The organism is Lysobacter sp. Soil_N_51, from assembly GCF_057655755.1.
Genome location: NZ_JBDGLR010000002.1, coordinates 20454 through 42846, shown reverse-complemented (window position 1 = coordinate 42846; position 22393 = coordinate 20454). Strand labels below are relative to the sequence as shown.

The following is a 22393-nucleotide window of genomic DNA, read 5'->3' as shown; positions in this document are numbered from 1 at the left end:
GGGGGGCCAGGGGGGATTCGCTTTTTACAGTCAGATCGCCGCGCCCTCGCGAAGAGCGAATCCCCCGCGCTGCGCATCTACCAGCAACGATTTCGCGCCGGGCGCCGCCCCCTCTACAAAGTGGGCAAACCTCAGCGCGCTCGGATGAGGGTGGGCGTTCTATCCGAGCAGCAGCAAGGCCGCTGCGAATCGGCAGTACACGAGCCGCGTCGAGGTTCGCCCACCTCCGACTCCGACTCAACGCCACGTCGAGCGCTCAACCAACGAAAGCGCTCAGCGCGCGTCCTTCACCACCTCGCCGCCCTTGATCACCACCGGCACCGACGCCAACAAGGCCACGTCCTGGGTCGGATCGCCGGCCACCGCGATCAAATCGCCCCAGCGGCCTTTCTCGACGATGCCGACATCCTTGCGACCCAGCGCCTCGGCCGCGTTCGCGGTCGCCGCCTGGATCGCCTGCGCCGCGCTCATGCCGTAATGGGTCATCACCGCGAACTGGCGGCCGTTTTGCCCGTGCGGGTACACGCCCGCGTCGGTGCCGTAGACCATCTTGACCCCGGCCGCATGCGCGCGGCGGAAATTCTCGCGCTGGATATCGGCGACTTCGCGGTCCTTGCGCAGGTTGTCTTCGAGCACGCCGTTCTTCTTGCCCTCGGCCTGGGTGTAGTCGGTGTTGTAGATGTCCATCGACAACCACGCGCCGTGCTGCTTGGCCAGACGAATGCCTTCGTCGTCGATCAGGCTGGCGTGTTCGATGGTGTCGACGCCGGCGCGGATCGCATCGCGGATGCCGCCGGCGCCGTGCGCGTGCGCGGCCACGCGCAGGCCCCACTGGTGCGCCTCGTCGGCGACGGCCTTCATGTCCTCATAGCTCATCTGCTGCTGGCCCGGCTCGGTATTGCGCGAGAACACGCCGCCGGTAGCGCAGATCTTGATCACCTGCGCGCCGTACTTGCGCAGCTCGCGCACGCGCTGGCGCGCCTGTTCGGGCGAGTCGGCGTTGTACGGGCTCTTCTGGTTCATCGACGGCGGGAAAAAGGTCGAATCGCAATGCCCGCCGGTCGCGCCGAAGGAATACGCCGCGGTGACGATGCGCGGACCGCGCAGTTGGCCTTCGTCGATGGCCTGGCGCAGGCCGACGTCGTTCCAGGCATCGGCGCCGACGTTGCGCACGGTGGTGAAACCGGCATCGAGGGTCTGCTGCGCGTGCTTGACCGCGAGCACCGACCAGAACCGATCGTTGAACTGCAGTCCGGTGTAGCCGCCGTAGGACGGGTCCGAATCCAGATGGGTGTGCATGTCGATCAGGCCCGGCAGCAGGGTCATGCCGGCCAGGTCCAGGCGCTTGATGCCGTCGGGTGCGGCGTCGCCGACGCGGCCGACCTCGACGATGCGGCCGTCGCGGATCAGCACCTGCGGCCGATCGATCAGCTTGCCGCTGCGCGCGTCGAACAGCTTGGCCGCGGTCACCACCAGATCGTCGGTCGCCGACGCGTTGGCTGGCGACGCGGTCTGCGCCGAGGCCGCGAAGGCCATGGCCAGCGGCAGGAGCGCCGTGATGGAACGAAGGACCGGATTCCTCATCGACAGCATCTCCCCTGAACTTCAATGGTGGTCGCGCGTTCGGCGGCGCGACCGATCAACCCACCTGGCGCAGCTCGAAGGCCGCGGCCGGCTGCAACGCGGGCAGCATCCAGTGGTCGATCATCAAGAACGCGAACAACGCCATCAAGTAGACGATCGAGTAGTTGAAAACCCGCATCGCGTACAACTCGTCGGGCGGGTCCATCAGTTTCCAGGCGTAGTACAGGAACATCGCGCCGAGCACGAGGGCGCCGCCCAGGTAGAACACCCCGCTCATGCCCACCGCCCACGGCAGCACGGTCACCGCCACCAGCAGCACGGTGTAGAACAGGATCTGCCAGCGCGTGTACTGCACGCCGTGGGTGACCGGCAGCATCGGCACCATCGCGCGCGCGTAGTCGGCGCGGCGGAAGATCGCCAGCGCCCAGAAATGCGGCGGCGTCCACACGAAGATGATCAGCACCAGCAGCAGCGCGTGCGCCCAGTCCCACGGACCCTGCATGCCGGTGACCGCGGCCCAGCCCAGCAGCGGCGGCGCGGCGCCGGCGACGCCGCCGATCACGATGTTCTGCGGCGTGGCGCGCTTGAGGAACACGGTGTAGATCACCGCGTAGCCGATCAGCGAGGCGAAGGTCAGCACCGCGGTGATCACGTTGACCCACAGCACCAGGATCAGCATCGAGGCGGCGGCGAGGATCAGCGCGAACACCAGCGCCTGGGTCGGCGACACCTGGCCGGCGACGATCGGCCGCCACGAGGTGCGCGCCATCTTCGCGTCGATGCGCGAGTCCAGCAGTTGGTTGATCGCCGCGGCCGAGGACGCGGCCAGCCAGATGCCGAGAAAGCCCAGCACCGACTCGCGCAGCGGCGGCCAGCCCGGCACCGCCAGGAACATGCCGACGATCGCGGTGAACACGATCAACGCGACCACGCGCGGCTTGGTCAGCGCCCAGTACTGCCTCGCGGTGGGACGGCTGGTGGCGTTCATCAGGTCTCCGGCGTGCGCAGGCGCGCGAGCAGCGATACCAGCACGAACAGCAGCAGCACCGCGCCGGCGTTGTGCGCAACCGCGACCGCGAGCGGCAGGCTGAGTTTGACGTTGGCGATGCCCAGGCCGACCTGCAACAAGGTCAATGCGCCCAGCAGGCACGCCCAGCCGCGCATGCCCGGGGTGCGCAGCAGCTTCAGCATCAGGCCAAGCAGATAGACGAACACGACCATCGCCATCGCCCGGTGGGCGAGCTGGATCGCGATGCGCGCCTCGCCGTCGAGGATGCCGCCCTCGTAGTCCACGCCGATTCCGCGCCACAGCACGAAGGCTTCGCGGAAATCGTGGCGCGGCATCCATTGGCCGACGCAGGTCGGGAAATCGTTGCCGCAGGCGAGCGCGGCGTAATTGGCGCTGGTCCAGCCGCCGAGCGCGATCTGCACGCCGAGCACGGCGATGCCGAGCATGATCAGGCGGCGCACGCCGACCGCATCGGCCAGCCGGATCGGCTGGTTGGTCGCGCGCCACGCGATCCACACCAGCAGCGAGAAGGTCAGCAGGCCACCGAGCAGATGGCCCATCACCACGATCGGCTTGAGCAGCCAGGTCACCGTCCACATGCCCAGCAGGGCCTGGAAGATGATCACCGCCAGGGTCAGCGCCGAGGCGCGAGACAGATCGGTATTGCTCCAACGCAAGGCCGCGATGAGCAAGATCGCTTCACCGACGATCGCCAGCGCGGACGCGGCGACGTGCTGGCCTTTCATGTACAGCGGAATCGCGATCGCGACCACCGCGGCGGCCAGCGCGATCTGCGCCATGCCCTTGCTGCGCCGGCGCGCCGACACCAGCGCCAGGGTCAGCACCAGCACGCCGAGCAGGCCGGCGATCATGCGGTGGAATTGTTCGCGCCAGGCCTTGTGCACTTCGACCGGTCGGATCGCGGTCGCGGCGTGATCGGTGATCTCGTGCGCGGTGGTCGGCCACGCGGCGCGGCCGTAGCAGGTCGGCCAGTCCGGGCAGCTCAGGCCGGCGTTGGACAGGCGCACGAAGGCGCCGAACACGATCACGCACAGGGCCAGCGCGACGGCCAGCCAGGCGATTCGGTGGAAATTCTTGTACAGGCCCGAAGCACTCAGGCCGGTCATGCTCGCTACGCTCATTCGAAAACTCTTTCCTGCTCGAGGCTTGCGATACCGGGGCCAGCGCGCCGCGCCAGCCCACCGATCACATCAGTTTCAGCAGCTTGACGAGGTCCGCGCGCAGACCGCCGGGTTCGAAGCCGGGAGCGTAGCGCAGAATCACGAAGCCGTTCGGGTCGATCACATACACCGGCGTGCCGGCCGGATCGTTCAGGCGCGGCAGCAGCGCCCGCGTCGACGGCGAATCGGCCAGCACCCGCAGCGACGGCGGCCGCGCGGCGCCCTCGGGCAGGGCGCCGAACCACAGGATGTCGACCTGATCGGCGTCCTTGCCGAACAACTGCCAGACCGTGTCCAGCTCGCGCGACAGCTTGACGCAGGCTTCGCGGCAATCGGCCTTCGGCGCGACCAGGATGCGCCACACCCGCGCCTGCGGCTGCCACGGATAGGGCTTGCCGTCGGCCAGACGCGGCTCGTGCGTGCGCAGGTCAGGCTTGGGTTCGAGCAATTCGCCGTGCTGGCGGGTCACCGCCGGGTGGTGATCGGTGAAGCGCAGAATCCCGGCCACCAGCATCGGCACGAAGAAAAACGCGGCGATCAGCACCAAGGTCAGGCGATTGCGGTTGCGCTGCTTGTTGGCGGCGGCGGTCGAAGCGGAGTCGGTCATGGGTTCGCGGCGTCGGGACGGGTCCGCTTGCGGCGGAAGGTGAGGATCAGCGCGGTGGTCAGCACCGCGAGGGCCAGCGCGTACCACTGCAGCGCGTAGCCGCGATGCTGCGGCGGCGGCAGGGTGTTGGCGAGCAGTTCCAGATCGCGATCGAAGCCGAGCTTGATCGCCGGGTCCAGGCGCAGCACGCGCGGCGCCAGCGGCGCCGACAGGCCGGTCGCGGCGGCGATCGCGGCCGGATCGACCCGGGTCAGCAACCAGCCCTCGCCTTCGCGGCCGATACCGGCGCCCAGGGCGATGCCGCTGGACGGCGGCGCGGTCAGCAGGCCGCTGAGCGCGAATTCGCCCTCGGGCTTGGCGATGACCGGCAGCTTGCGGTCGCCGGCCAGCGGCAGCCAGCCCAGGTCGACCAGCAGCGGGCCGCTCTGGCGCGGCAGGAAGATGCGGTACACACGCACGCCGGCGCGGCCGTTGCGCTGTTGGTTGTCGAGCAGCAGCGGGCCGCGCGCGTCGAACGCGCCGAGCCCCGAGGCCCAGTCGTAATCGCGCAGCCGCGCCGGATCGTCGGCGAGCGACAGCGGCTTGGGGCGACGATCGTGCAGCACCGCGGCGGCGGCATCGAGCATCGCCTGCTTCTCGACCGCGCGATGCGATTGCCAGCGGCCCAGGCTGGCGAACACCGCGATCGTCGCCAGCGCCAGGATCCAGCCGAACAGCAGGGTGCCGCGGCGGCTCATCGTGCGCGGTCCGCGTGAACGATGAGCGCGTGGGTGGCGTGGGCGCGCATGCCGCCAATGTAGCGGCGGCGAGCGCGACCGGCACGGTCATGACGGTGCGACCCGATGCCGCACTCGGCGCGGCCCGCCAATCGGAGCGATAATGCGGCCTTCGCATTCATGCGCGCGCCGCGCGCGCCCGAGGAGGCCGCGATGAACGAGTCGCTGAAGATCCTGCTGGTTGTCGCCTTCCTGATCGTCATCGTGTGGAACCTGGGCGCCGGTCTGTATTACATGCTGGTGGACAAGGGTCAGAGCAAGCGCACCGTCAACGCGCTGACCCGTCGTATCGCGCTGTCCGTCGCGCTTATCCTGCTGGTGGTCCTGGCGATCTACATGGGCTGGATCACGCCGCATGGGGTGGGGTCGAATCCGAATTGAGGCGGTGGATGGCTGGCCGAGGTTGGCTGGCTGACTGCGTTGGCGGCTGACCCGAAGCCGTCGAACCTGCAAGGCTTTCGCCTGTTTGAGACCATCATTCCCGCGAAGGCGGGCTCCGCTTTACTTCGGCGGAGCCGAACATCCAGTGACTTTCGTGCGAGAACGTTTGAAGTCACTGGATTCCCGCCTTCGCGGGAATGACGGTCTTGAGGTGTCGTGCGCTATTGGCGCACTTACCTCTTCGACTGCCCGCTACTGCTCTTAAATCTGCACGCTGCCGATATCGAGCGCGTCCGCGGCGAGAAACAAACGCGGCACCGCCATAAACACAACCCAACACCACCGACATCATCAAAAAAACGAAAGGCCGGCAGCGCCGGCCCTCGTCATGGTTTTACCGCTCTCGTCGTCGCGCGCTTACAGCACGTACACGAACAGGAACAAACCCAGCCACACCACGTCGACGAAGTGCCAGTACCAGGCCACCGCTTCGAACGCGAAGTGGTTGTCCTTGTCGAAATGGCCCTTGAGGCAGCGGAACCAGATGATCGCCAGCATCAAGGTACCCAGGGTCACGTGCAGACCATGGAAGCCGGTGAGCATGAAGAAGGTCGAACCGTAGATGCCCGAACCCAGGGTCAGGTTCAGCTCGGTGTAGGCGTGGATGTATTCCTCGGCCTGGAAGAACAGGAACACGCAGCCCAGCAGCACGGTCAGGCCCAGCCAGAACAGCAGCGCCTTGCGGTGACCGGCCTTGAGCGCGTGGTGCGCGGCGGTGACGGTCGAACCCGAAGTCAGCAGGATCAGGGTGTTGAGCAGCGGCAGGCCCCAGGCCGGGATGGTCTCGAACGCGCCGCCGACGCCGCCGGGGCCGCTGCTCGGCCAGGCCGCGCTGAATTCCGGCCACAGCAGGCTGTTGGTCATCACGCCGTCGCCGTCGCCGCCGAGCCACGGCAGCGCGAACTGGCGCGCGTAGAACAGCGCGCCGAAGAACGCAGCGAAGAACATCACTTCCGAGAAGATGAACCAGACCATGCCCATGCGGAAGGACACGTCGACCTGCTTGTTGTAGTTGCCGCGCACCGATTCGCGGATCACGTCGCCGAACCAGCCGAACAGCACGCCGATCATCATCGCGATGCCGACGAAGAAGGTGGGCTTGCCCCAGCTGACTTCATTGAGCCAACTGGCGACGCCGATCATGGTGGTGAACAGCCCGATCGAACCGAGGAACGGCCAGCGGCTGCTGTGCGGCACGAAGTAGATATTGGCGTCTGGCGTGTGGGCGTGGGCCATGGCGGCGTTCCGTTGGTGATTAGTGCGAGGCTTACGGCGCCGCCAGCGGCGAGGCCGGCGTCTTCGACGTCGCCCCCTGCTGCAGGCGCGCGGTCAGCGCGTCGTTCTTGAAGAACGTGTAGGACAAGGTGACCGTTTCGACATCGGCCGGAAGATTCGGGTCGATGATGAAACGCACCGGCATTTCGCGCGCTTCGCCGGCCTGCAAGGTCTGGGCGGTGAAGCAGAAGCATTCGGTCTTGTTGAAATAGCCCGACGCGCGCGCCGGCGCCACCGAAGGCGAGGCGCTGCCGACGATCGCGCGATCGGTCGTGTTGCGGGCGTAGTAGGTGGTCTCGTACTGCTCGCCCGGCCGCACCTTCATGCTGAGCACGTGCGGCTTGAAGTCCCACGGCAGCTTGGAGTTGACGCTGCCGTCGAACTGCACGGTGACCATGCGATCGGCGACCGCGTGACCGCCGACATCGGCCTCGGCCACGCCGCGTTCCAGGCGGATGCCGAACACTTTCTCGCAGGCGATGCGGTACATCGGCACCAGCGCGAAGGTGAAGGCGAACGCTCCGAGCGCGACGCCGACCATGATCTTGGTCATCTTCGGGCCGGACTGGGCGCGGGCTTGATTCAAGCGGTCCTGGTTCGGATCGCTCTGCTCCAGACCAGGCTGATCGGCCTTGGACTCGTGCTCGCTCATTGGTTCAGCACCCCGAGCGCGATGAAGCCGACATACACCGCGATCGCGGCCAGCCCGAACCACAGCGCAGTGCGGCGCGCGGCCGAACGGCGTTGGGTCAGATCGGTCTGGTCGGTCGTCTGGGTCATGGCGGTCTGGTGGGTGGGGCGTGCTGCGCTCGTTCGCCGAAGCGTCCGAGCGCGGGCTTCACCCGATCATGCGCTCTTAGTGGGTGATGTCGCCGTGGGCCAGATCGCCGTCGCGGATGACCGGCGGGGTGCCGAAGGTGTGGTGCGGCGCCGGGCTCGGCACGGTCCACTCCAGGCCCTTGGCCGATTCCCACGAACGCGCCTCGGCCTTGACGCCGTAACGCTTCGAGTGCCACAGGATGCCGAGCATCATGAACGGGGTCAGGAACATGCCGAACGCGCCGATCGAGCTGATCAGGTTCCAGTCCGCGAACACCACGTTGTAGTCCGGGATGCGGCGCGGCATGCCGGCCAGACCCAGGAAGTGCTGCGGGAAGAACAGCAGGTTGACGAAGATCATCGTCCACCAGAAATGGAACTTGGCCATCGGCTCGCTGTACATGCGACCGGTCCACTTCGGCCACCAGTAGTAGACCGCGGCGATGATCGAGAACAGCGCGCCGGTCACCAGCACGTAGTGGAAGTGCGCGACCACGAAGTAGGTGTCGTGGTACTGGAAGTCGGCCGGCACGATCGCGAGCATCAGGCCCGAGAAACCGCCGATGGTGAACAGGATCACGAACGAGATCGCCCACAGCATCGGCGCTTCGAACGAGATCGAGCCGCGCCACATGGTGGTGACCCAGTTGAACACCTTCACGCCGGTCGGGACCGCGATCAGCATGGTCGCGAACATGAAGTAGATCTCGCCACCGAGCGGCATGCCGACGGTGAACATGTGGTGCGCCCACACGATGAACGACAGGAACGCGATCGAGGCGGTCGCGTACACCATCGCCTGATAACCGAACAGCGGCTTACGGCTGAAGGTCGGGATGATTTCCGACACCACGCCGAACGCCGGCAGGATCATGATGTAGACCTCGGGGTGACCGAAGAACCAGAAGATGTGCTGGAACATCACCGGGTCGCCGCCGCCGGCCGCGTTGAAGAACGAGGTGGCGAAGAACTTGTCGGTCAGCAGCATCGTCACCGCGCCCGCCAGCACCGGCATCACCGCGATCAGCAGGAACGCGGTGATCAGCCAGGTCCAGCAGAAGATCGGCATCTTCAACAGGTCAACGCCCGGGGCGCGCATGTTGAGGATGGTGGCGATGACGTTGATCGCGCCCATGATCGAGCTGATGCCCATCATGTGGATGGCGAAGATCGCGAAGGCCACGTTGGAGCCGCCCTGCAGCGACAGCGGCGGGTACAGCGTCCAGCCGCCGGCCGGCGCGCCGCCCGGCAGGAACAGGGTCATCAGCAGCAGGGTGAAGGCGAACGGCAGGATCCAGAACGACCAGTTGTTCATGCGCGGCAGCGCCATGTCCGGCGCGCCGATCTGCAGTGGAATCATCCAGTTGGCCAGGCCGACGAAGGCCGGCATCACGCCGCCGAAGATCATCACCAGCGCGTGCATGGTGGTCATCTGGTTGAAGAACTCGGGCTTGACGAACTGCAGGCCCGGCTCGGCCAGTTCGGCTCGGATGATCACCGACATGCCCGCGCCGATGATGAACATCACGAAGCTGAAGATCAGATACAGCGTGCCGATGTCCTTGTGGTTGGTCGAGAAGAACCAACGCTCGATGAAGCCCTGCTGGTGGGCATGATGATCATCGTGGTCGTGATGATGATCGGCGACGGGGTGCGTGGCTGCCATGGCCTACCTCTGAGAATGCTTGGACGATCAACCGGCGACCGCGGGAGCCGCGGTCGTGGTGTCGGAATTCGAAGCCGCGGCGGCCGGCGCGGCGGGCGCCGCTTCGGTCGGGGCGGCGGCAGGCGCAGCAGCCGGGGTCGCCGGCGCGGCAGGCGGAGCGTTCTTGGCCTTCTGCTCGGCCAGCCAGCGCTGGTACTCGACCTTGGACACCGCGCGCACGACGATCGGCATGAAGCCGTGGTCCTTGCCGCACAGCTCGGCGCACTGGCCGCGGTAGATGCCCGGTTCCTTGATGTCGGTCCAGGCCTCGTTGACGATGCCCGGGATCGCGTCCTGCTTCCAGCCCAGGGCCGGCACCCACCACGCGTGGATCACGTCGTCGGCGGTGATCACGAAGCGGATCTTGGTGTTGACCGGCAGCACCAGCACGTTGTCGACGTCGAGCAGGTAATGCTCGTGGTCGGCGGCGCTGACGTGCTTGCCGCTCTGGCGCAGCTGGTCGCTCTTGCGGTCCAGGCGGCTGGTCAAGGACACGCCTTCACCCAGGTAATCGTACTTCCACATCCACTGGTAGCCGGTGACCTTGACGGTCATGCCCGCGTCGCGGGTGTCGTACATCGCGATCAGCTTGCTGGTCGCCGGGAACGCCATCAGCACCAGCAGCACCACCGGCACCACGGTCCAGACGATCTCCAGCTTGGTGCTGTGGACGAAGTCCTTGTCGGGCACGGCGCCCTTGGACTTGCGGAACTTGAACATGGCCACGGCCATCGCGCCGAAGACCAGGATGCCGATCACCACGCAGATCCACAGCGCCAGCATGTGCGCGGAGTAGGCGTTCATCGACTGGGCGGTGACGCCCTTGCCCATGTTCAGCTGCCACGGCTTAGGGTCCGCAGCCTGGGCAAACGCGAGGACCGGCAGCGCCATCGAGGCGATGCCCGCTGCCCACTGCTTGAAACGACCGGCTTTCATCAGTTCGAGCCCCGAAAAATCAGTGTGATGTTCACGACGCGCTCCGCGGGCTGCCTTTCCCGGCACCGTCCTGCGCCATGGAGCTGGGCAGGGGGCCGTCCGGTCTAAAGGTGGCTGGCGAGCCCTGATCAGGGCCCATCACGCCGGCATCGGCGCTACGGATAACCGAGAAATGGTAGCGGCCGACCCGTCCTGCGGCAACCCGGAACTGCGAACCTGGCGCGCGCGCCACCGCCGTCGCGCTACGCCGCGCGGGGCTTTGCGCGTGCTTCCGGGCGGTTATGGCCTCTCGCCGAAGTCCCACGCAAACGTGATCCATGCAAGTTCCAGTGGGCCATAACGCGCCGATCGCGCCATCGGCGCCCGCCGCGCGCCGCCGCGACCTTGCCCAGCGTGTCCCTTCGGGCCCTCGCCGTGGCCCGACGCCGCGGACGCGACCCAGGCCCGGTCCCGGGCCGTCCGCGCCCGAGAGAAAGCTCTAAAATGTCGGACTTCCCACCCCCGTGCCGGGCCCGATGTCCACCAATGCTCCCTCCGCCGTCGCCAGCGACGGCCCGCCGCCGACTTCAATGATCAGCCCCGAGCTGCCGCCGCCCACCTCCGGTCCGCGCGCCGCGCTGACCTCCGGCTGGGTCCGCGACGAAGCCGATCACGTCCGCCACCTGCTCGAGATCGCGCGCCTGCCCGATGCCGACCGCGACGCCGCCCAGGCCACCGCGGCCGATCTGGTCAAGCGCGTGCGCGCCCGCGCTCAGGATCAGGGCGCGATCGAAGCCTTCATGCGCCAGTACGACCTCGGCAGCGACGAAGGCGTGCTGCTTATGTGCGTGGCCGAGGCTTTGTTGCGCATTCCGGATCAGGACACCGCCGACAAGCTGATCCGCGACAAGCTCGGCGACGCCGACTGGAAGCGGCACCTTGGGCAATCGGACTCCGTGCTGGTCAACGCCTCGACCTGGGGCCTGATGCTGACCGGCAAGCTGGTCGATCTGGCCGACGACACCAAGCGCGACGTGCACAACGCCTTCAAGCGACTGGTCGGCCGGGTCGGCGAACCGGTGATCCGCCTGGCCGTGCGCCAGGCGATGCGGATCATGGGTCACCAGTTCGTCATGGGCCGCACCATCGGCGAAGCGCTGTCACGTTCGAAGAAAGGCGACAACGCAAACTACCGTTACTCCTTCGACATGCTCGGCGAAGGCGCGCTGACCACCAAGGATGCGCTGCGTTACCAGCAGGCCTATCGCGATGCCATCCACGCGATCGGCAAGAGCGGCAATTACAAGAACGCCGACGTGTTCGCCACGCCGTCGATCTCGGTCAAGCTGTCGGCGCTGCACCCGCGCTACGAGCACGCCAAGCGCGAGCGCGTGTTCGCCGAACTGACGCCGCGCGTGCTGGAACTGGCGCAACTGGCCAAGAGCTACGGCATCGGTTTCACCATCGACGCCGAGGAAGCCGATCGCCTGGAAATGTCGCTGGACCTGATCGCCGCGGCGTACAGCGACAAGTCGCTGGACGGCTGGGAAGGCTACGGCCTGGCGATTCAGGCGTACCAAAAGCGCGCGCCCGAGGCGATCGACTTCATCGCTGATCTGGCGCGCAAGACCGGCCGCCGCATCCCGGTGCGCCTGGTCAAGGGCGCGTACTGGGACAGCGAGGTCAAGCGCGCCCAGGTCGACGGCCAGGCCGGCTATCCGGTGTTCACCCGCAAGCCGAACACCGACGTGTCGTATCTGGCGAACGCGCGGCGCATGCTCGAAGCCGGCGACGCGATCTATCCGATGTTCGCCACCCACAACGCGCAGACCATCGCCACCATCCATCAGCGCGCCAAGGCCATGGGCCGCTCGCAGCACTTCGAATTCCAGAAGCTGCACGGCATGGGCGACGATCTGTACGCCGAAGTGATTCCCGCCGATCGCTTGAACGCGCCGTGCCGCGTGTACGCGCCGGTGGGCTCGCATGAGGATCTGCTTCCTTACCTGGTGCGCCGCCTGCTCGAGAACGGCGCCAACTCCAGCTTCGTCAACCGCATCACCGACGAGGCCATCGCGATCGACGACCTGATCCAGGACCCGGTCGAGACCGTCGCCGCGTTCGACAGCATCCCGCATCCGCGCATTCCTCTTCCCGCCGATTTGTATCGCAGCTTTGGCTTCGACAGGACCAATTCCATGGGCGTCAATCTCGCCAACGATCAGCAACTGCAGACCCTCGCCGCGCAAGTCAACGCCGCCGCGGCCGCCGATTGGCGCGCCACCCCGCTGGTGCCGGGCGCGACCGTCACCGGTCCGGATATCGCCGTGACCAACCCGGCCGACCGGCGCGAGATCGTCGGCCAGTGGCAGGCCGCCGACAGCGCCACGGTCGAGCTGGCGCTGAAGAACGCGGTCGCCGCGCAGGAAGCCTGGGACACGATGCCGGCCGCCAGCCGAGCGACCATCCTCGAACACGCCGCGACTCTGCTTGAACAACGCATGCCGCAGTACATCGCGCTGTGCACCAAGGAAGCCGGCAAGACCATTCCCGACGGCGTCGCCGAAGTGCGCGAAGCGGTCGATTTCCTGCGCTACTACGGCGCCCAGGCGCGCAAGCTGTTCGCGCCCGAAGCCCTGCCCGGCCCGACCGGCGAATCCAACACCTTGCATCTGTCGGGCCGCGGCGTGTTCGTGTGCATCAGCCCGTGGAACTTCCCGCTGGCGATCTTCGCCGGTCAAATCTCCGCCGCGCTCGCCGCCGGCAACAGCGTGATCGCCAAGCCGGCCGAACAGACCAATCTGATCGGCTATTACGCGGTCAAGCTGTTGCACGAAGCCGGCGTGCCCGAAGCGGTGCTGCAGTTCCTGCCCGGCGACGGCGCCACCGTCGGCGCCGCGCTGACCAAGGATCCGCGCGTGGCCGGCGTGGCCTTCACCGGCTCGACCGACACCGCGCGCGCGATCAACCGTTCGCTGGCCGCGCGCGACGCCGCGATCGGCGTGCTGATCGCCGAGACCGGCGGCCAGAACGCGCTGATCGCCGACTCGTCCTCGCTGCCGGAACAACTGGTCAAGGACGCGATCGGCTCGGCCTTCACCTCGGCCGGCCAGCGCTGCTCGGCCGCGCGCGTGCTGTTCGTGCAGGACGACATCGCCGACAAGGTCACCACCATGCTCGCCGGCGCCATGGCCGAGCTGAAAGTCGGCAACCCCGGCCTGCTGTCGACCGACGTCGGCCCGGTGATCGACGAAGACGCGCTGAAGATGCTGGCCGAACACGCCGCGCGCATGGACAAGGAAGCAACCAAGATCGCCGAAGTGCCGGTCGACGCCGACAGCGCCCACGGCAGCTTCTTCGCCCCGCGCGCGTACGCGCTCAAGTCGCTCGATCAGCTGCACAAGGAAGTGTTCGGTCCGGTGCTGCACGTGATCCGCTGGAAGGCCGATCAGCTCGACGCGGTGATCGACGCGATCAACGCCACCGGTTATGGCCTGACCCTGGGCATCCACTCGCGCATCGACGAAACCATCGACCGCATCAGCGCGCGGGTGAAGGTCGGCAACTGCTACGTCAACCGCAACCAGATCGGCGCCGTCGTCGGCGTGCAGCCCTTCGGCGGCCAGAACCTGTCCGGTACCGGCCCCAAGGCCGGCGGCCCGCACTACCTGCCGCGCTTCACCACCGAAAAGACGATCACCGTCAACACCACCGCGGCCGGCGGCAACGCTTCGCTGCTGACCCTGGGCGATTGATCGCCACGCGGCGGGGCGAACTGTTCGTCCCGCCGCGCAGCTTGCGCCGCTTCCTGTAGGAGCGGCGCGAGCCGCGACCGCGACACCTCGCCCGCATCGCAGGCACAAGGTCGCGACTACGCCCACGCTCCCGACGTTTCGCCACGCGGGATCGCCATCCCCTGGCGGCGCGCGATCACGACACCCCGGTTACGACGTCGGCGTGGTTTCGCGGTCGCGGCTTGCGCCGCTCCTACAGTCGGACTTCGGACGTTCGCGCAGGCGGGTGGTTGATTCGCCCAGCGCGCCCCGACACCCGGCCTGCGACCGCCGTCGCAGATGCCCCTACGCCCGAGCGCAGTACGCTTACGCCATCGCCCAGCCGAGACACGGACCATGTCGCGCAACCTGCTGCTGTCCGCCGCAACCTTATGCGCGCTCACCGCCTGCGCCACCCTCGCCCCGCTGCCGGTCAAACCCGGCGATCCGAGCGCATGCAGCGAACGCCGCCAGGATCGGGTGCTGTTCGGCATGAACAGTCCCGACGGCCCGGTCAGCGAAACGCAGTGGCAGGCGTTCCTCGCCGAGGTGGTGACGCCGCGTTTTCCCGCCGGGCTCACCGTGTATCAGGCCAAGGGCCAGTGGCGCGGCGACAGCGGCCAGGTCGAGCAGGAAGACTCGCGCGCGATCGATCTGATCCACGACGATACCGCCGAGGAACGCAAGCGCGTGGTCGAGGTCGCCGACGAGTACAAGCGCCGCTTCAAGCAGGAAGCGGTGCTGATCGTGAGCACGCCGGCGCGGGCGTGCTTCGCGCAAGCGCGGGCCGGATCGCGGCACGAAAGTTGATTCGGTAGTTCGCCCGAGCGAATCGGACCGAATGGATTCAATGCCGGGTCGGCGAAGCCATGCGTGCATCTTTCGATCAAAACGTACGCGTCACCGATCGTTTCCGCAAATCCGTTAGCGCTAAATCCGTTAGCGCTTGAAATCGGTCCGCCGCTCCAACTGAAACAGCTGATCGCCGATATCCTCCAGCCGCGCCGCGACCACCGTCTGCGCGTCGTACACCCCGCGGTTGTAGTAGTACCCGCCGATTTCTTCGGAAATGAAGTCGATGAGGAACTCAGCGTCGAAGCGGCCGATCTGTTGCTTCAACTCTTCGCTGAAGTAGCGCTGCAGCTTGGCCACGATCAGGGTCTTTTCTTCGCTGGAGAATTTGATGTCGCTCATCGATCGGTCCGGGCAAGGAGAGGAAGGCAGGATGCGGACCGCGCCGCATCCTCGCCGGTCGCGCACAGTATGCGTCGCGCGTCGCAGGCGCTGATTCGCGCGCGGCATCACGCGCCGATGCACACACCAGGCAAAGCTCAATCCGTCGCCGGCCCATCGATACGCGGCCGCCAATCCTCGACCGCACCGCGCGCCAGCCGCGCCTCCACCAGCCTGCGCCACGACGGCACCAACGGCAGCGCCAGCGCGGCGCGCAACTCGTCCAACTCCAGAGTGCGCGTATACAGCAGGGTCGCGATGCGTTGCAGCGTCCACTGCGGCCACGGCCGCTCAAGCAGCGTCATCGTCTCGCCGGCGGCGATCTCGCCAGGTTGCAGCACCCGGTAATACCAGCCGGTGCGCCCGCTGGCCTGCATCTGCCGCGCCATGTCGGCCACGCCGAAGCGATCGTTGAGTTTCCAGCACGGCTGCCGGGCCTGGCTGACTTCAATCAGCACTTCACCGATGCGATAGCGATCGCCCAGGCATACCTGCGCCTCGGTCAGTCCGTGACTGCTGAGGTTCTCTCCGAACGCGCCGGGCTCGCGCAACAGCGGGTGCGCGCCGATCCGCTCGGCCCACCAGGCGTAATGATCGCGTGGATAGTGATGCAGCGCCTTGTCCGGTCCGCCATGCACGCGCAGGTCGCCCTGCTCGTCACCGTCCAGACCTGATTCGCCGACCTGCACGCGCCCGGCGAACGCGCGCTTGGCGATCGCGCTGACGCTGCCCGGCCGCGTGTAAGGCCGGGCGCGGCCGCGCAACAGCGCGTCGATGACGGTGTCGGACTGGATCAAAGCGATGGCGCTCTCTAACGTCATGGCCGGCGTGGTCTATGCCGCCATTCTCGCACCTGCGCGAGGTCATGCCGCTTCAGGCCAACCGCGGCCAGGAGAAACCCACAAACGCACTCGTCCGCGTTGCGCGCGCCCTCTCGCCCATGGCGATGGCCCGGATGAACGAACCGGGACCTCAATCACCAGGCGCGCCCGCTCGAACGCGGATGCGGTCGGCCCGGGCCCGGCCTTCCGGCGCATCGTCCACGGACGTCGACTGTGAGAACTCGGTCAACGTTGCTGGAAGTCGGTCGCAAAAAGGCTTGACTCTGGACCATGGTCCAGACCGAACACTGTTTCAATACCCGCCACTGTGAACATGGAGGTGCGCAATGAAGATTGGGGAGCTCGCGCAGCGCGCTGGGGTGGGTATCGACACGGTGCGCTATTACGAACGCCGGGGTCTGTTGCCGCTGCCGATGCGCCAATTGTCGGGCTATCGGCGTTTCGAGGCGAAGGACATCGCCCGGCTGCAGTTCGTGCGCAAGGCCAAGGCGCTCGGATTCACCCTGGAGGAAATCCGCGAACTGCTCGCCCTGTCCAGCCGGCGCGGCGGCGACATGGCCGGGGTGAAGGCGACCACGACCCAGAAGCTGGCCGACCTGGAATCCAAGATCGACGAACTCACACGCATACGCAACGGACTGCGGATCCTGCTCAATTCGTGCCCCGGGCACGGAGCGGTGGAGCGCTGCCCGATTCTCAACGCCCTGGGAGGGGATGAAACATGAGCGATACACAGGCATCGGACAAGCCATCCGATAACGTCGAAGACGTCGCGCGCGACTGCTGCTCCGCCGCGCGAACCTGCGGCAGCACCGCCGCTGCAACGGCAACCCGCATCGATCCTGTCTGCGGCATGCAGGTGGACCCGGCCGCAACGCCGCATCGCCTCACCCTCGCCGGTGTCGACCACTACTTTTGTTCGGCGCATTGCCGCCAAACGTTCGCCGATTCCAACGCGCAGGCATCGGCGGCGCGCTGAAACCTAGCTCCAGCGATGTAGGGGGAACACCCCCGGTAAGCGCAGCGGCCGCGCATAGCGAAGCCATCCGCGCAGCCTGACGGGCCGCCGAGCGCGGCGCGGCATCCGGGGTTCTTGATTGCCAACAACCACCATGGTCGCGAGTCGATCGCGGCGCGTGCGCCTGCGCGCCGTTCATTCACAGCCAGCGGCCATTCGCCAGCAAACGGGGACACTCATGAACGAGACCAGCACGTTTCGCGATACGCAGCACGCACACCTTCCTTCCGGCCACGCCACACCGGCGCCGGCCGACGCATCGATCCTGCTGGCCGAAGCGCTGAAGCCCGGCGCGGCCAGTTCGCGGACCGCGCTCGCGGCCGACGCCTTACTCGCGCTCACCCAGAAGGGACTCGAGGGCGACGCGGCCGCGTATGCGCAGTACCAGTCCATCCTGCTCGACCTGCACGTTCCCGGCGAGCCGCGCACCGAGCCGACCCGGCGCTGGCTGGCGAGCCAGATCTATCAGGTCGAAGACCGGTTCGCACCGGCGCTCGCGGACTTCCAGTTCCTGCCGGTGGATCAGTTCCGCGCCCGGGTCGATGCCGAAATCGCCTCGCGCACGCGGGTCAAACACCCAATGTCGCTGCACCTGTTCCAGGGCACGCCGCCGCTGCGCGACGTGCGCCTGTTCCTGCAGCATCACTGGAACCGCTCGTACAACTTCTACAGCCTGCTGGCCGAACTCGCGTTCCGGTTCGAGGCCATCCACGACGCGTCCGTTTTCTATCGCAACCTCTACGGCGAAGCCGGCGCGCAGACGCCCGACCGCGCGCATCCGACCTTGCTGGCGCGGCTGATGGCGTATTTCGACATTCCGCTGCGGGTCGACTTCGCCGCGCTCGATCCGCTGGAAAAGGCCTACCTCAACAACCGCATCCGCTGCGTTCGCCACACCGACGTGGCCTGGGGGTTGTCGCTGGTGTACGCGGTCGAATCGGTCAGCTGCGTCAACCACCTGCGGATCTACGAACTGCTGCAGCGCATGGGCGTTCCCGACGGCCCGAGCGAATTCCATCGCCTGCACGGAACCCAGGACGAGATCGACACCGAGGAGATGTGGGAACTCATCGCCAAGTTCGCCCACAGCGAATCGTTCCAACGCACCTTCATGCAATCGCTGACGCGTCACTTCGACATCAATCGGGCCTATTTCGACATGTTGTGGCGACAAATGCAGGGACAGCACATCCACTAAGCCCGATTCCTCACCGTGCCTGCCAAGGAGCGCGCATGTCGAACACTCGCAATCACTCCCTGCCGCAACTCGAAGCCCTTCAGACCAACCGCGCGCGCATTCTCGCCCGCGCGCTGGAACCCAAGGCCTCGTTCGCCCATCTGGAAGCCGCGGCCAAGACCTTGTCCGAACTCGCCGAAACCGCGCTCAACGGCAACAGCGACAGCCATGCCGAGTACCAGAAGCTGCTGTACATCCTGTCGCTCAGCGACGACACCGCCACCGCGCTCGCGCGCCGCTGGCTGTGCAACTGGGCGTATCGGGTGGAGGAACGTTTCATTCCCGTCGCGGTGGTGCCCACCGCCTTGTCGGAAGCCGAATTCCTGGCGCGGATAGAACAAGAGGTGTCGTCGCGCTCGCGCGAGAAGCACCCGATGTCGCAGTACATCTTCGAAGGCTCCGCCTCGCCCGCGCAGCTTCGGGTGTTTCTGCACCGGCAGTGGTTCCGCACCTTCCGCCTGTACCGCGAGGCCGCGGACCTGCTGGTGAACCTGGTCGATGTGGACGACGCGGCGGCGCTCGGCCGCTACCTGCACGGAGAACTGGGCGAAGACGACGAAGTGCGCTCGCACCCGCGGCTGCTGGCCAAGTTGCTCGATGCAGTCGATCTGGACGCGGACTTCCAGGCCGTCAGCACGATGCCCGAGGAAATCGCGTACTTGAACAATCGCGTGCGCAGCTTCCGCAACCCGGACGTGGGCTGGGGCCTGGCGGTGTTCTACATCACCGAAATCGTCGTGCCGGGCAATCACGAGAAGCTCTACAACGCGCTGCTCCAGGCCGGCCTCAGCGAAGACGCCGCCGAGTACTACAAGATCCACGTCAGCCTGGTGCCGCCGCGCGCCAAGCGCGAGTGGCAGCTGATCTCGCGGCGCATCGCCGACCCGGCGTTCCAGAAATCGTTCCTGACGTCGCTGGCGCAGCACTTCCGGGTCGAGCGGGCGTACTACGACGCGGTCTGGGACGAAATGCGCAGCGTGCAGTGACCGTCCTTCCGCCCGCCAGCCAAACCACCGGATCAGCCAGCATGCCGAGCCACGTCAGCGAATCGCGCATCCATGGCGGCGTCTACTCCGATCCGGAGTTCGCCGCGATCTTCTGCGATTGCAATCAGCTGCAGAAATGGCTCGATGTCGAGCGCGCGCTCGCGTCGACGCAGGCGCAGATGGGCCTGATCCCGCATGAGGCGGCGCAGGAGATCGCGCGCCGCACCCATGTGGAGTTGTTCGATCTCGAGCGGCTCGGCCGCGAGAGCCGCGAAACCGGGCACATCCTGATTCCGACGATCTGGGCGCTGGCCGAGCGCTGCCAGGACGGATGGGGCGAGTACGTTCACTACGGCGTGACCACCCAGGACATCCTCGACACCGGTCTGATGCTGCAGGTCGCCGAAGCCTGGGAACTCGTGCTGGCGCGGCTGCGTTCGATCCAGACCCAACTGCTCGCGCTAGCGCGCAAGCACCGGCGCACGCCGATGGTCGCGCGCACCCACGGCCAGCACGCGTTGCCCACCACCTTCGGTTACAAGGTCGCGGTCTGGGTCGACGAGATCGATCGGCATCTGCAGCGATTCGACGAAGCGCGTGCGCGGGTGATGGTGGGCAACCTCACCGGCGCGGTCGGCACCATGGCCTCGTTCGGCGCGCAGGGGTTCGAGATCCAGCAGCGCACCTTGGCCAGCCTCGGGCTCGATGCGCCGCGCACCAGTTGGCATTCGGTGCGCGATCGGATCCTGGAGGTGGGCGGATTGCTGGTCCAGTGCGCGGTCACCATGGGGCGGATCGCCAACGAGATTTACCACCTGCAGCGGACCGAAGTCGACGAGGTCCGCGAAGGAACCGCTCCCGGCAAGATCGGCAGCAGCACCATGCCGCACAAGCAGAATCCTTCGACGGCCGATCTGATCAGCGCGTTGTCGCGGCTGATCCGGGCACAGATGGTCGCGCTCACCGATGCCGCGTTTCATCTGCACGAGCGCGACGGCACGGCCTGGCGGATCGAATGGGCCGCCCTGCCCGAGCTGTTCGTCTACACCGGCGCATTGCTCGCGCGCATGGACGAGATGTTGGCGGCGGGCCTGGACGTGCGCGAACAGCGCATGCGCGACAACCTCGACCTGCTCGGCGGGTTGATTCTGTCCGAGCGCGTGATGCTCGCGCTCGGCGGTCGATTCGGCAAGCAGACCGCGCACGAACTGGTGCATGAAATATCGATGGAGGCGCGGCGGCGCGATGTTCCGTTCCGCGACGCCTTGCTCAAGGACGAGCGCCTGCGCGGCAGCTTCACGCCGCAGGCGCTCGAAGATCTGCTCGATCCGGTCACCTATGCGGGGCTGGCCGTGGAGATGGTCGACCGGGTCGCGCGCGACGCGACCGGCCATCCGCGCGGCCGATCCTGAGCGGGCGACATCATCAAACGAGTTTCCAGTCAGCCCATTCTTGGATGGAGGGTATGCGATGGAACCACAGACCTTGAAAGTGACGCCGCATCCCGCGTTCGCCGCGCGCCGCGGCTGCTCGGTGAGCGAGCCGGCGGTGGTCGACGATTGCCGGCACGAACACAGCCATATTCTGGATTCGAAGGTGCATGGCGGCGGCTACGCCGGTTCCGCGAGCCGGGCGATCTTCTGCGGCCGATGTCGGCTGCAGCGCTGGCTCGACGTCGAATCGGTGCTGGCGATGGCGCAGGCGGAAGTTCACATGATCCCGCTGCAGGCCGCGCTGGAAATCCAGCGCTCGGCGAAATTGTCGGCGATGAATCTGGACCAGATCGCCGACGGCGTGAGCAAGACCGGGCACTCGTTGATGCCGCTGCTGCGCGCGTTGCAGGACAACTGCAGTCCAAGCGCGCGCGAGTATGTTCACTACGGCGCGACCACTCAGGACATCCAGGACACCGCGCAATCGCTGGAGATGCGCGACGTGCTCGACAGCGTCGACGTCGCGCTCGATGGCTTGATCGCGCAGCTCGCGGCGCTGGCGAACGCGCACCGCGGCTCGCTGATGGTCGCCAGAACCCATTCGATACCGGCCTTGCCCACGACCTTCGGCTTGAAAGTGGCCGGCTGGATCGACGAGTTGTTGCGTCATCGCGATCGCCTCGACCAGGCGCGCCAGCGCGTGCTCGTGGTGCAGTTGTTCGGCGGAGTCGGCACGATGGCCGCGTTCGGCCCCGACGCCATGGCGCTGCTGAACGTTTTCGCGCGCCGGCTGTGCCTCGGCGTGCCGCATGCCGGCTGGCATGTGGCGCGCGACCGCGTCGCCGAATTCGTCAGCGCGCTGGCGATGATGACCGCGTCGCTGGCGCGGGTGGCCGACGAGATCCGCACCTTGAACCGCTGGGAGATCGCCGAGGTCGAAGTCGGCTGGTCGGAGCAGCAGATCGGCAGCAGCACGATGCCGCACAAGCGCAATCCGGAAGGCTGCGAGCAGGTCGTGGTGATGGCCCGCCTGGCCAAGGCGCAGGTCGTTCTCGCATTGGACGCGATGATCCTGGAGCACGAACGCGACTACCGCGGCACCCGCCTGGAATGGTGCGCGGTCGCCGATGTCTCCCACTACGCGCTGACCGCGCTGGCCTTGCTCAGCGACACGGTCGGCCGGCTCACGGTCAACGACGCGGCGATGGATCGCAACGCGCACGCCTACGGCGACGCGATCTGCATGGAAGCGTTCGTGTTCGAGATGGCCAAGACGCTCGGCAAAAGCAGCGCCTACGAAATCATCTTCGAACTCACCCAGGCCTGCCAGCGCGACCGGGTGTCGATCCGCGAGGCGGTCGAATGCGATCCGCGGGTGCTCGCCGCCGTCGACGAGGGAAAGCTCGCGCGCCTGTTCGAACCCAGGGCGCATCTGGGAATGGCCGAGACCATCGTCGACGACGTGCTGACCCAGGTCGGCAACCGTCGTTTCTGAAGCATTGGATTCACCAGCGCGAATGATCCGCGCGAACACACGCCGCCGCATAACTCATCGGGAG

21 protein-coding genes are annotated in these 22393 nt (G+C 66.8%); 9 read left to right on the top strand and 12 right to left on the bottom strand.

Annotated elements, in window-relative coordinates; all coding sequences use genetic code 11:
- Positions 1-273 precede the first annotated feature (273 nt).
- The 5 genes from AC3A4T_RS03240 to AC3A4T_RS03220 form a co-directional block, all read right to left on the bottom strand.
- The gene (locus AC3A4T_RS03240; protein WP_487674072.1) at positions 274-1584 is read right to left on the bottom strand and encodes a Xaa-Pro dipeptidase; all 1311 of its coding nucleotides are present in this window, start codon (positions 1582-1584) and stop codon (positions 274-276) included.
- Positions 1585-1639: 55 nt separating this feature from the next.
- Positions 1640-2572: a heme o synthase gene (locus tag AC3A4T_RS03235; protein WP_036112490.1), complete on the bottom strand. Its 933-nt coding sequence runs from the start codon at positions 2570-2572 to the stop codon at positions 1640-1642.
- Entirely contained in the window at positions 2572-3720 is a 1149-nt protein-coding gene (locus tag AC3A4T_RS03230; protein ID WP_487674449.1) for a COX15/CtaA family protein, read from the bottom strand. The genes AC3A4T_RS03235 and AC3A4T_RS03230 overlap by 1 nt, the downstream gene beginning before the upstream one ends.
- Positions 3721-3799: 79 nt before the next feature.
- Positions 3800-4381, bottom strand: a complete 582-nt coding sequence (locus AC3A4T_RS03225; RefSeq protein ID WP_487674071.1) for a hypothetical protein — start codon at positions 4379-4381, stop codon at positions 3800-3802.
- On the bottom strand, positions 4378-5118 hold the full coding sequence (locus AC3A4T_RS03220) for an SURF1 family protein (protein WP_487674070.1): 741 nt from the start codon (positions 5116-5118) through the stop codon (positions 4378-4380). Before AC3A4T_RS03220 ends, AC3A4T_RS03225 begins: the two co-directional genes overlap by 4 nt.
- Positions 5119-5310: 192 nt before the next feature.
- Between AC3A4T_RS03220 and AC3A4T_RS03215 the strand changes: the two genes are divergently transcribed.
- Positions 5311-5538: a twin transmembrane helix small protein gene (locus tag AC3A4T_RS03215; RefSeq protein WP_036112601.1), complete on the top strand. Its 228-nt coding sequence runs from the start codon at positions 5311-5313 to the stop codon at positions 5536-5538.
- A 417-nt stretch (positions 5539-5955) separates the two neighbouring features.
- Here the strand turns inward: AC3A4T_RS03215 and AC3A4T_RS03210 are convergent, their stop codons facing one another.
- From AC3A4T_RS03210 to coxB, 5 genes are all read right to left on the bottom strand, one after another.
- Positions 5956-6834 carry a cytochrome c oxidase subunit 3 gene (locus tag AC3A4T_RS03210; RefSeq protein ID WP_487674069.1) on the bottom strand — a complete coding sequence of 293 codons (879 nt, stop codon included), beginning with the start codon at positions 6832-6834 and terminating at the stop codon, positions 5956-5958.
- Positions 6835-6865: 31 nt separating this feature from the next.
- Positions 6866-7525 carry a cytochrome c oxidase assembly protein gene (locus tag AC3A4T_RS03205; protein WP_487674068.1) on the bottom strand — a complete coding sequence of 220 codons (660 nt, stop codon included), beginning with the start codon at positions 7523-7525 and terminating at the stop codon, positions 6866-6868.
- Positions 7522-7653 carry a hypothetical protein gene (locus tag AC3A4T_RS03200; RefSeq protein WP_487674067.1) on the bottom strand — a complete coding sequence of 44 codons (132 nt, stop codon included), beginning with the start codon at positions 7651-7653 and terminating at the stop codon, positions 7522-7524. The genes AC3A4T_RS03205 and AC3A4T_RS03200 overlap by 4 nt, the downstream gene beginning before the upstream one ends.
- A 76-nt stretch (positions 7654-7729) precedes the next feature.
- Entirely contained in the window at positions 7730-9358 is a 1629-nt protein-coding gene (ctaD, locus tag AC3A4T_RS03195) for a cytochrome c oxidase subunit I (RefSeq protein WP_487674066.1), read from the bottom strand.
- A gap of 27 nt (positions 9359-9385) precedes the next feature.
- A complete protein-coding gene (gene coxB / locus AC3A4T_RS03190) occupies positions 9386-10333 on the bottom strand; it encodes a cytochrome c oxidase subunit II (protein WP_487674065.1) in 948 nt (315 codons plus the stop codon).
- 569 nt (positions 10334-10902) lie between these two features.
- On the opposite strand from coxB, the gene putA reads away from it, so the two are divergent.
- Both putA and AC3A4T_RS03180 read left to right on the top strand, forming a co-directional pair.
- Positions 10903-14067, top strand: coding sequence for a bifunctional proline dehydrogenase/L-glutamate gamma-semialdehyde dehydrogenase PutA (gene putA / locus AC3A4T_RS03185; protein ID WP_487674448.1), 3165 nt, complete (start codon positions 10903-10905; stop codon positions 14065-14067).
- A gap of 375 nt (positions 14068-14442) precedes the next feature.
- Positions 14443-14895: a DUF3574 domain-containing protein gene (locus tag AC3A4T_RS03180; protein ID WP_487674064.1), complete on the top strand. Its 453-nt coding sequence runs from the start codon at positions 14443-14445 to the stop codon at positions 14893-14895.
- 129 nt (positions 14896-15024) lie between these two features.
- On the opposite strand, the gene AC3A4T_RS03175 is transcribed toward AC3A4T_RS03180, so the two are convergent.
- Both AC3A4T_RS03175 and AC3A4T_RS03170 read right to left on the bottom strand, forming a co-directional pair.
- Positions 15025-15279 (bottom strand): DUF2164 domain-containing protein, encoded by a 255-nt coding sequence (locus tag AC3A4T_RS03175; RefSeq protein ID WP_036112510.1) that lies wholly within the window; start codon positions 15277-15279, stop codon positions 15025-15027.
- Positions 15280-15416: 137 nt separating this feature from the next.
- The gene (locus tag AC3A4T_RS03170; RefSeq protein WP_487674063.1) at positions 15417-16139 is read right to left on the bottom strand and encodes an MOSC domain-containing protein; all 723 of its coding nucleotides are present in this window, start codon (positions 16137-16139) and stop codon (positions 15417-15419) included.
- Positions 16140-16486: 347 nt separating this feature from the next.
- Here AC3A4T_RS03170 and AC3A4T_RS03165 point away from each other — a divergent pair, with 347 nt between their 5' ends.
- The 6 genes from AC3A4T_RS03165 to AC3A4T_RS03140 all read left to right on the top strand — a co-directional run bounded on the left by AC3A4T_RS03165 (position 16487) and on the right by AC3A4T_RS03140 (position 22329).
- Complete coding sequence (locus AC3A4T_RS03165; protein ID WP_056115301.1) at positions 16487-16885, top strand: heavy metal-responsive transcriptional regulator; 399 nt, start codon at positions 16487-16489, stop codon at positions 16883-16885.
- Complete coding sequence (locus tag AC3A4T_RS03160; protein ID WP_487674062.1) at positions 16882-17139, top strand: YHS domain-containing protein; 258 nt, start codon at positions 16882-16884, stop codon at positions 17137-17139. The genes AC3A4T_RS03165 and AC3A4T_RS03160 overlap by 4 nt, the downstream gene beginning before the upstream one ends.
- Before the next feature lie 217 nt (positions 17140-17356).
- Positions 17357-18376 carry an HOASN domain-containing protein gene (locus tag AC3A4T_RS03155; RefSeq protein WP_487674061.1) on the top strand — a complete coding sequence of 340 codons (1020 nt, stop codon included), beginning with the start codon at positions 17357-17359 and terminating at the stop codon, positions 18374-18376.
- 35 nt (positions 18377-18411) lie between these two features.
- The gene (locus AC3A4T_RS03150; RefSeq protein WP_487674060.1) at positions 18412-19401 is read left to right on the top strand and encodes an HOASN domain-containing protein; all 990 of its coding nucleotides are present in this window, start codon (positions 18412-18414) and stop codon (positions 19399-19401) included.
- Between the two features lie 41 nt (positions 19402-19442).
- Positions 19443-20813 (top strand): adenylosuccinate lyase, encoded by a 1371-nt coding sequence (gene purB, locus AC3A4T_RS03145; protein ID WP_487674059.1) that lies wholly within the window; start codon positions 19443-19445, stop codon positions 20811-20813.
- 58 nt (positions 20814-20871) lie between these two features.
- Entirely contained in the window at positions 20872-22329 is a 1458-nt protein-coding gene (locus AC3A4T_RS03140) for a class-II fumarase/aspartase family protein (protein WP_487674058.1), read from the top strand.
- Positions 22330-22393 lie beyond the last annotated feature (64 nt).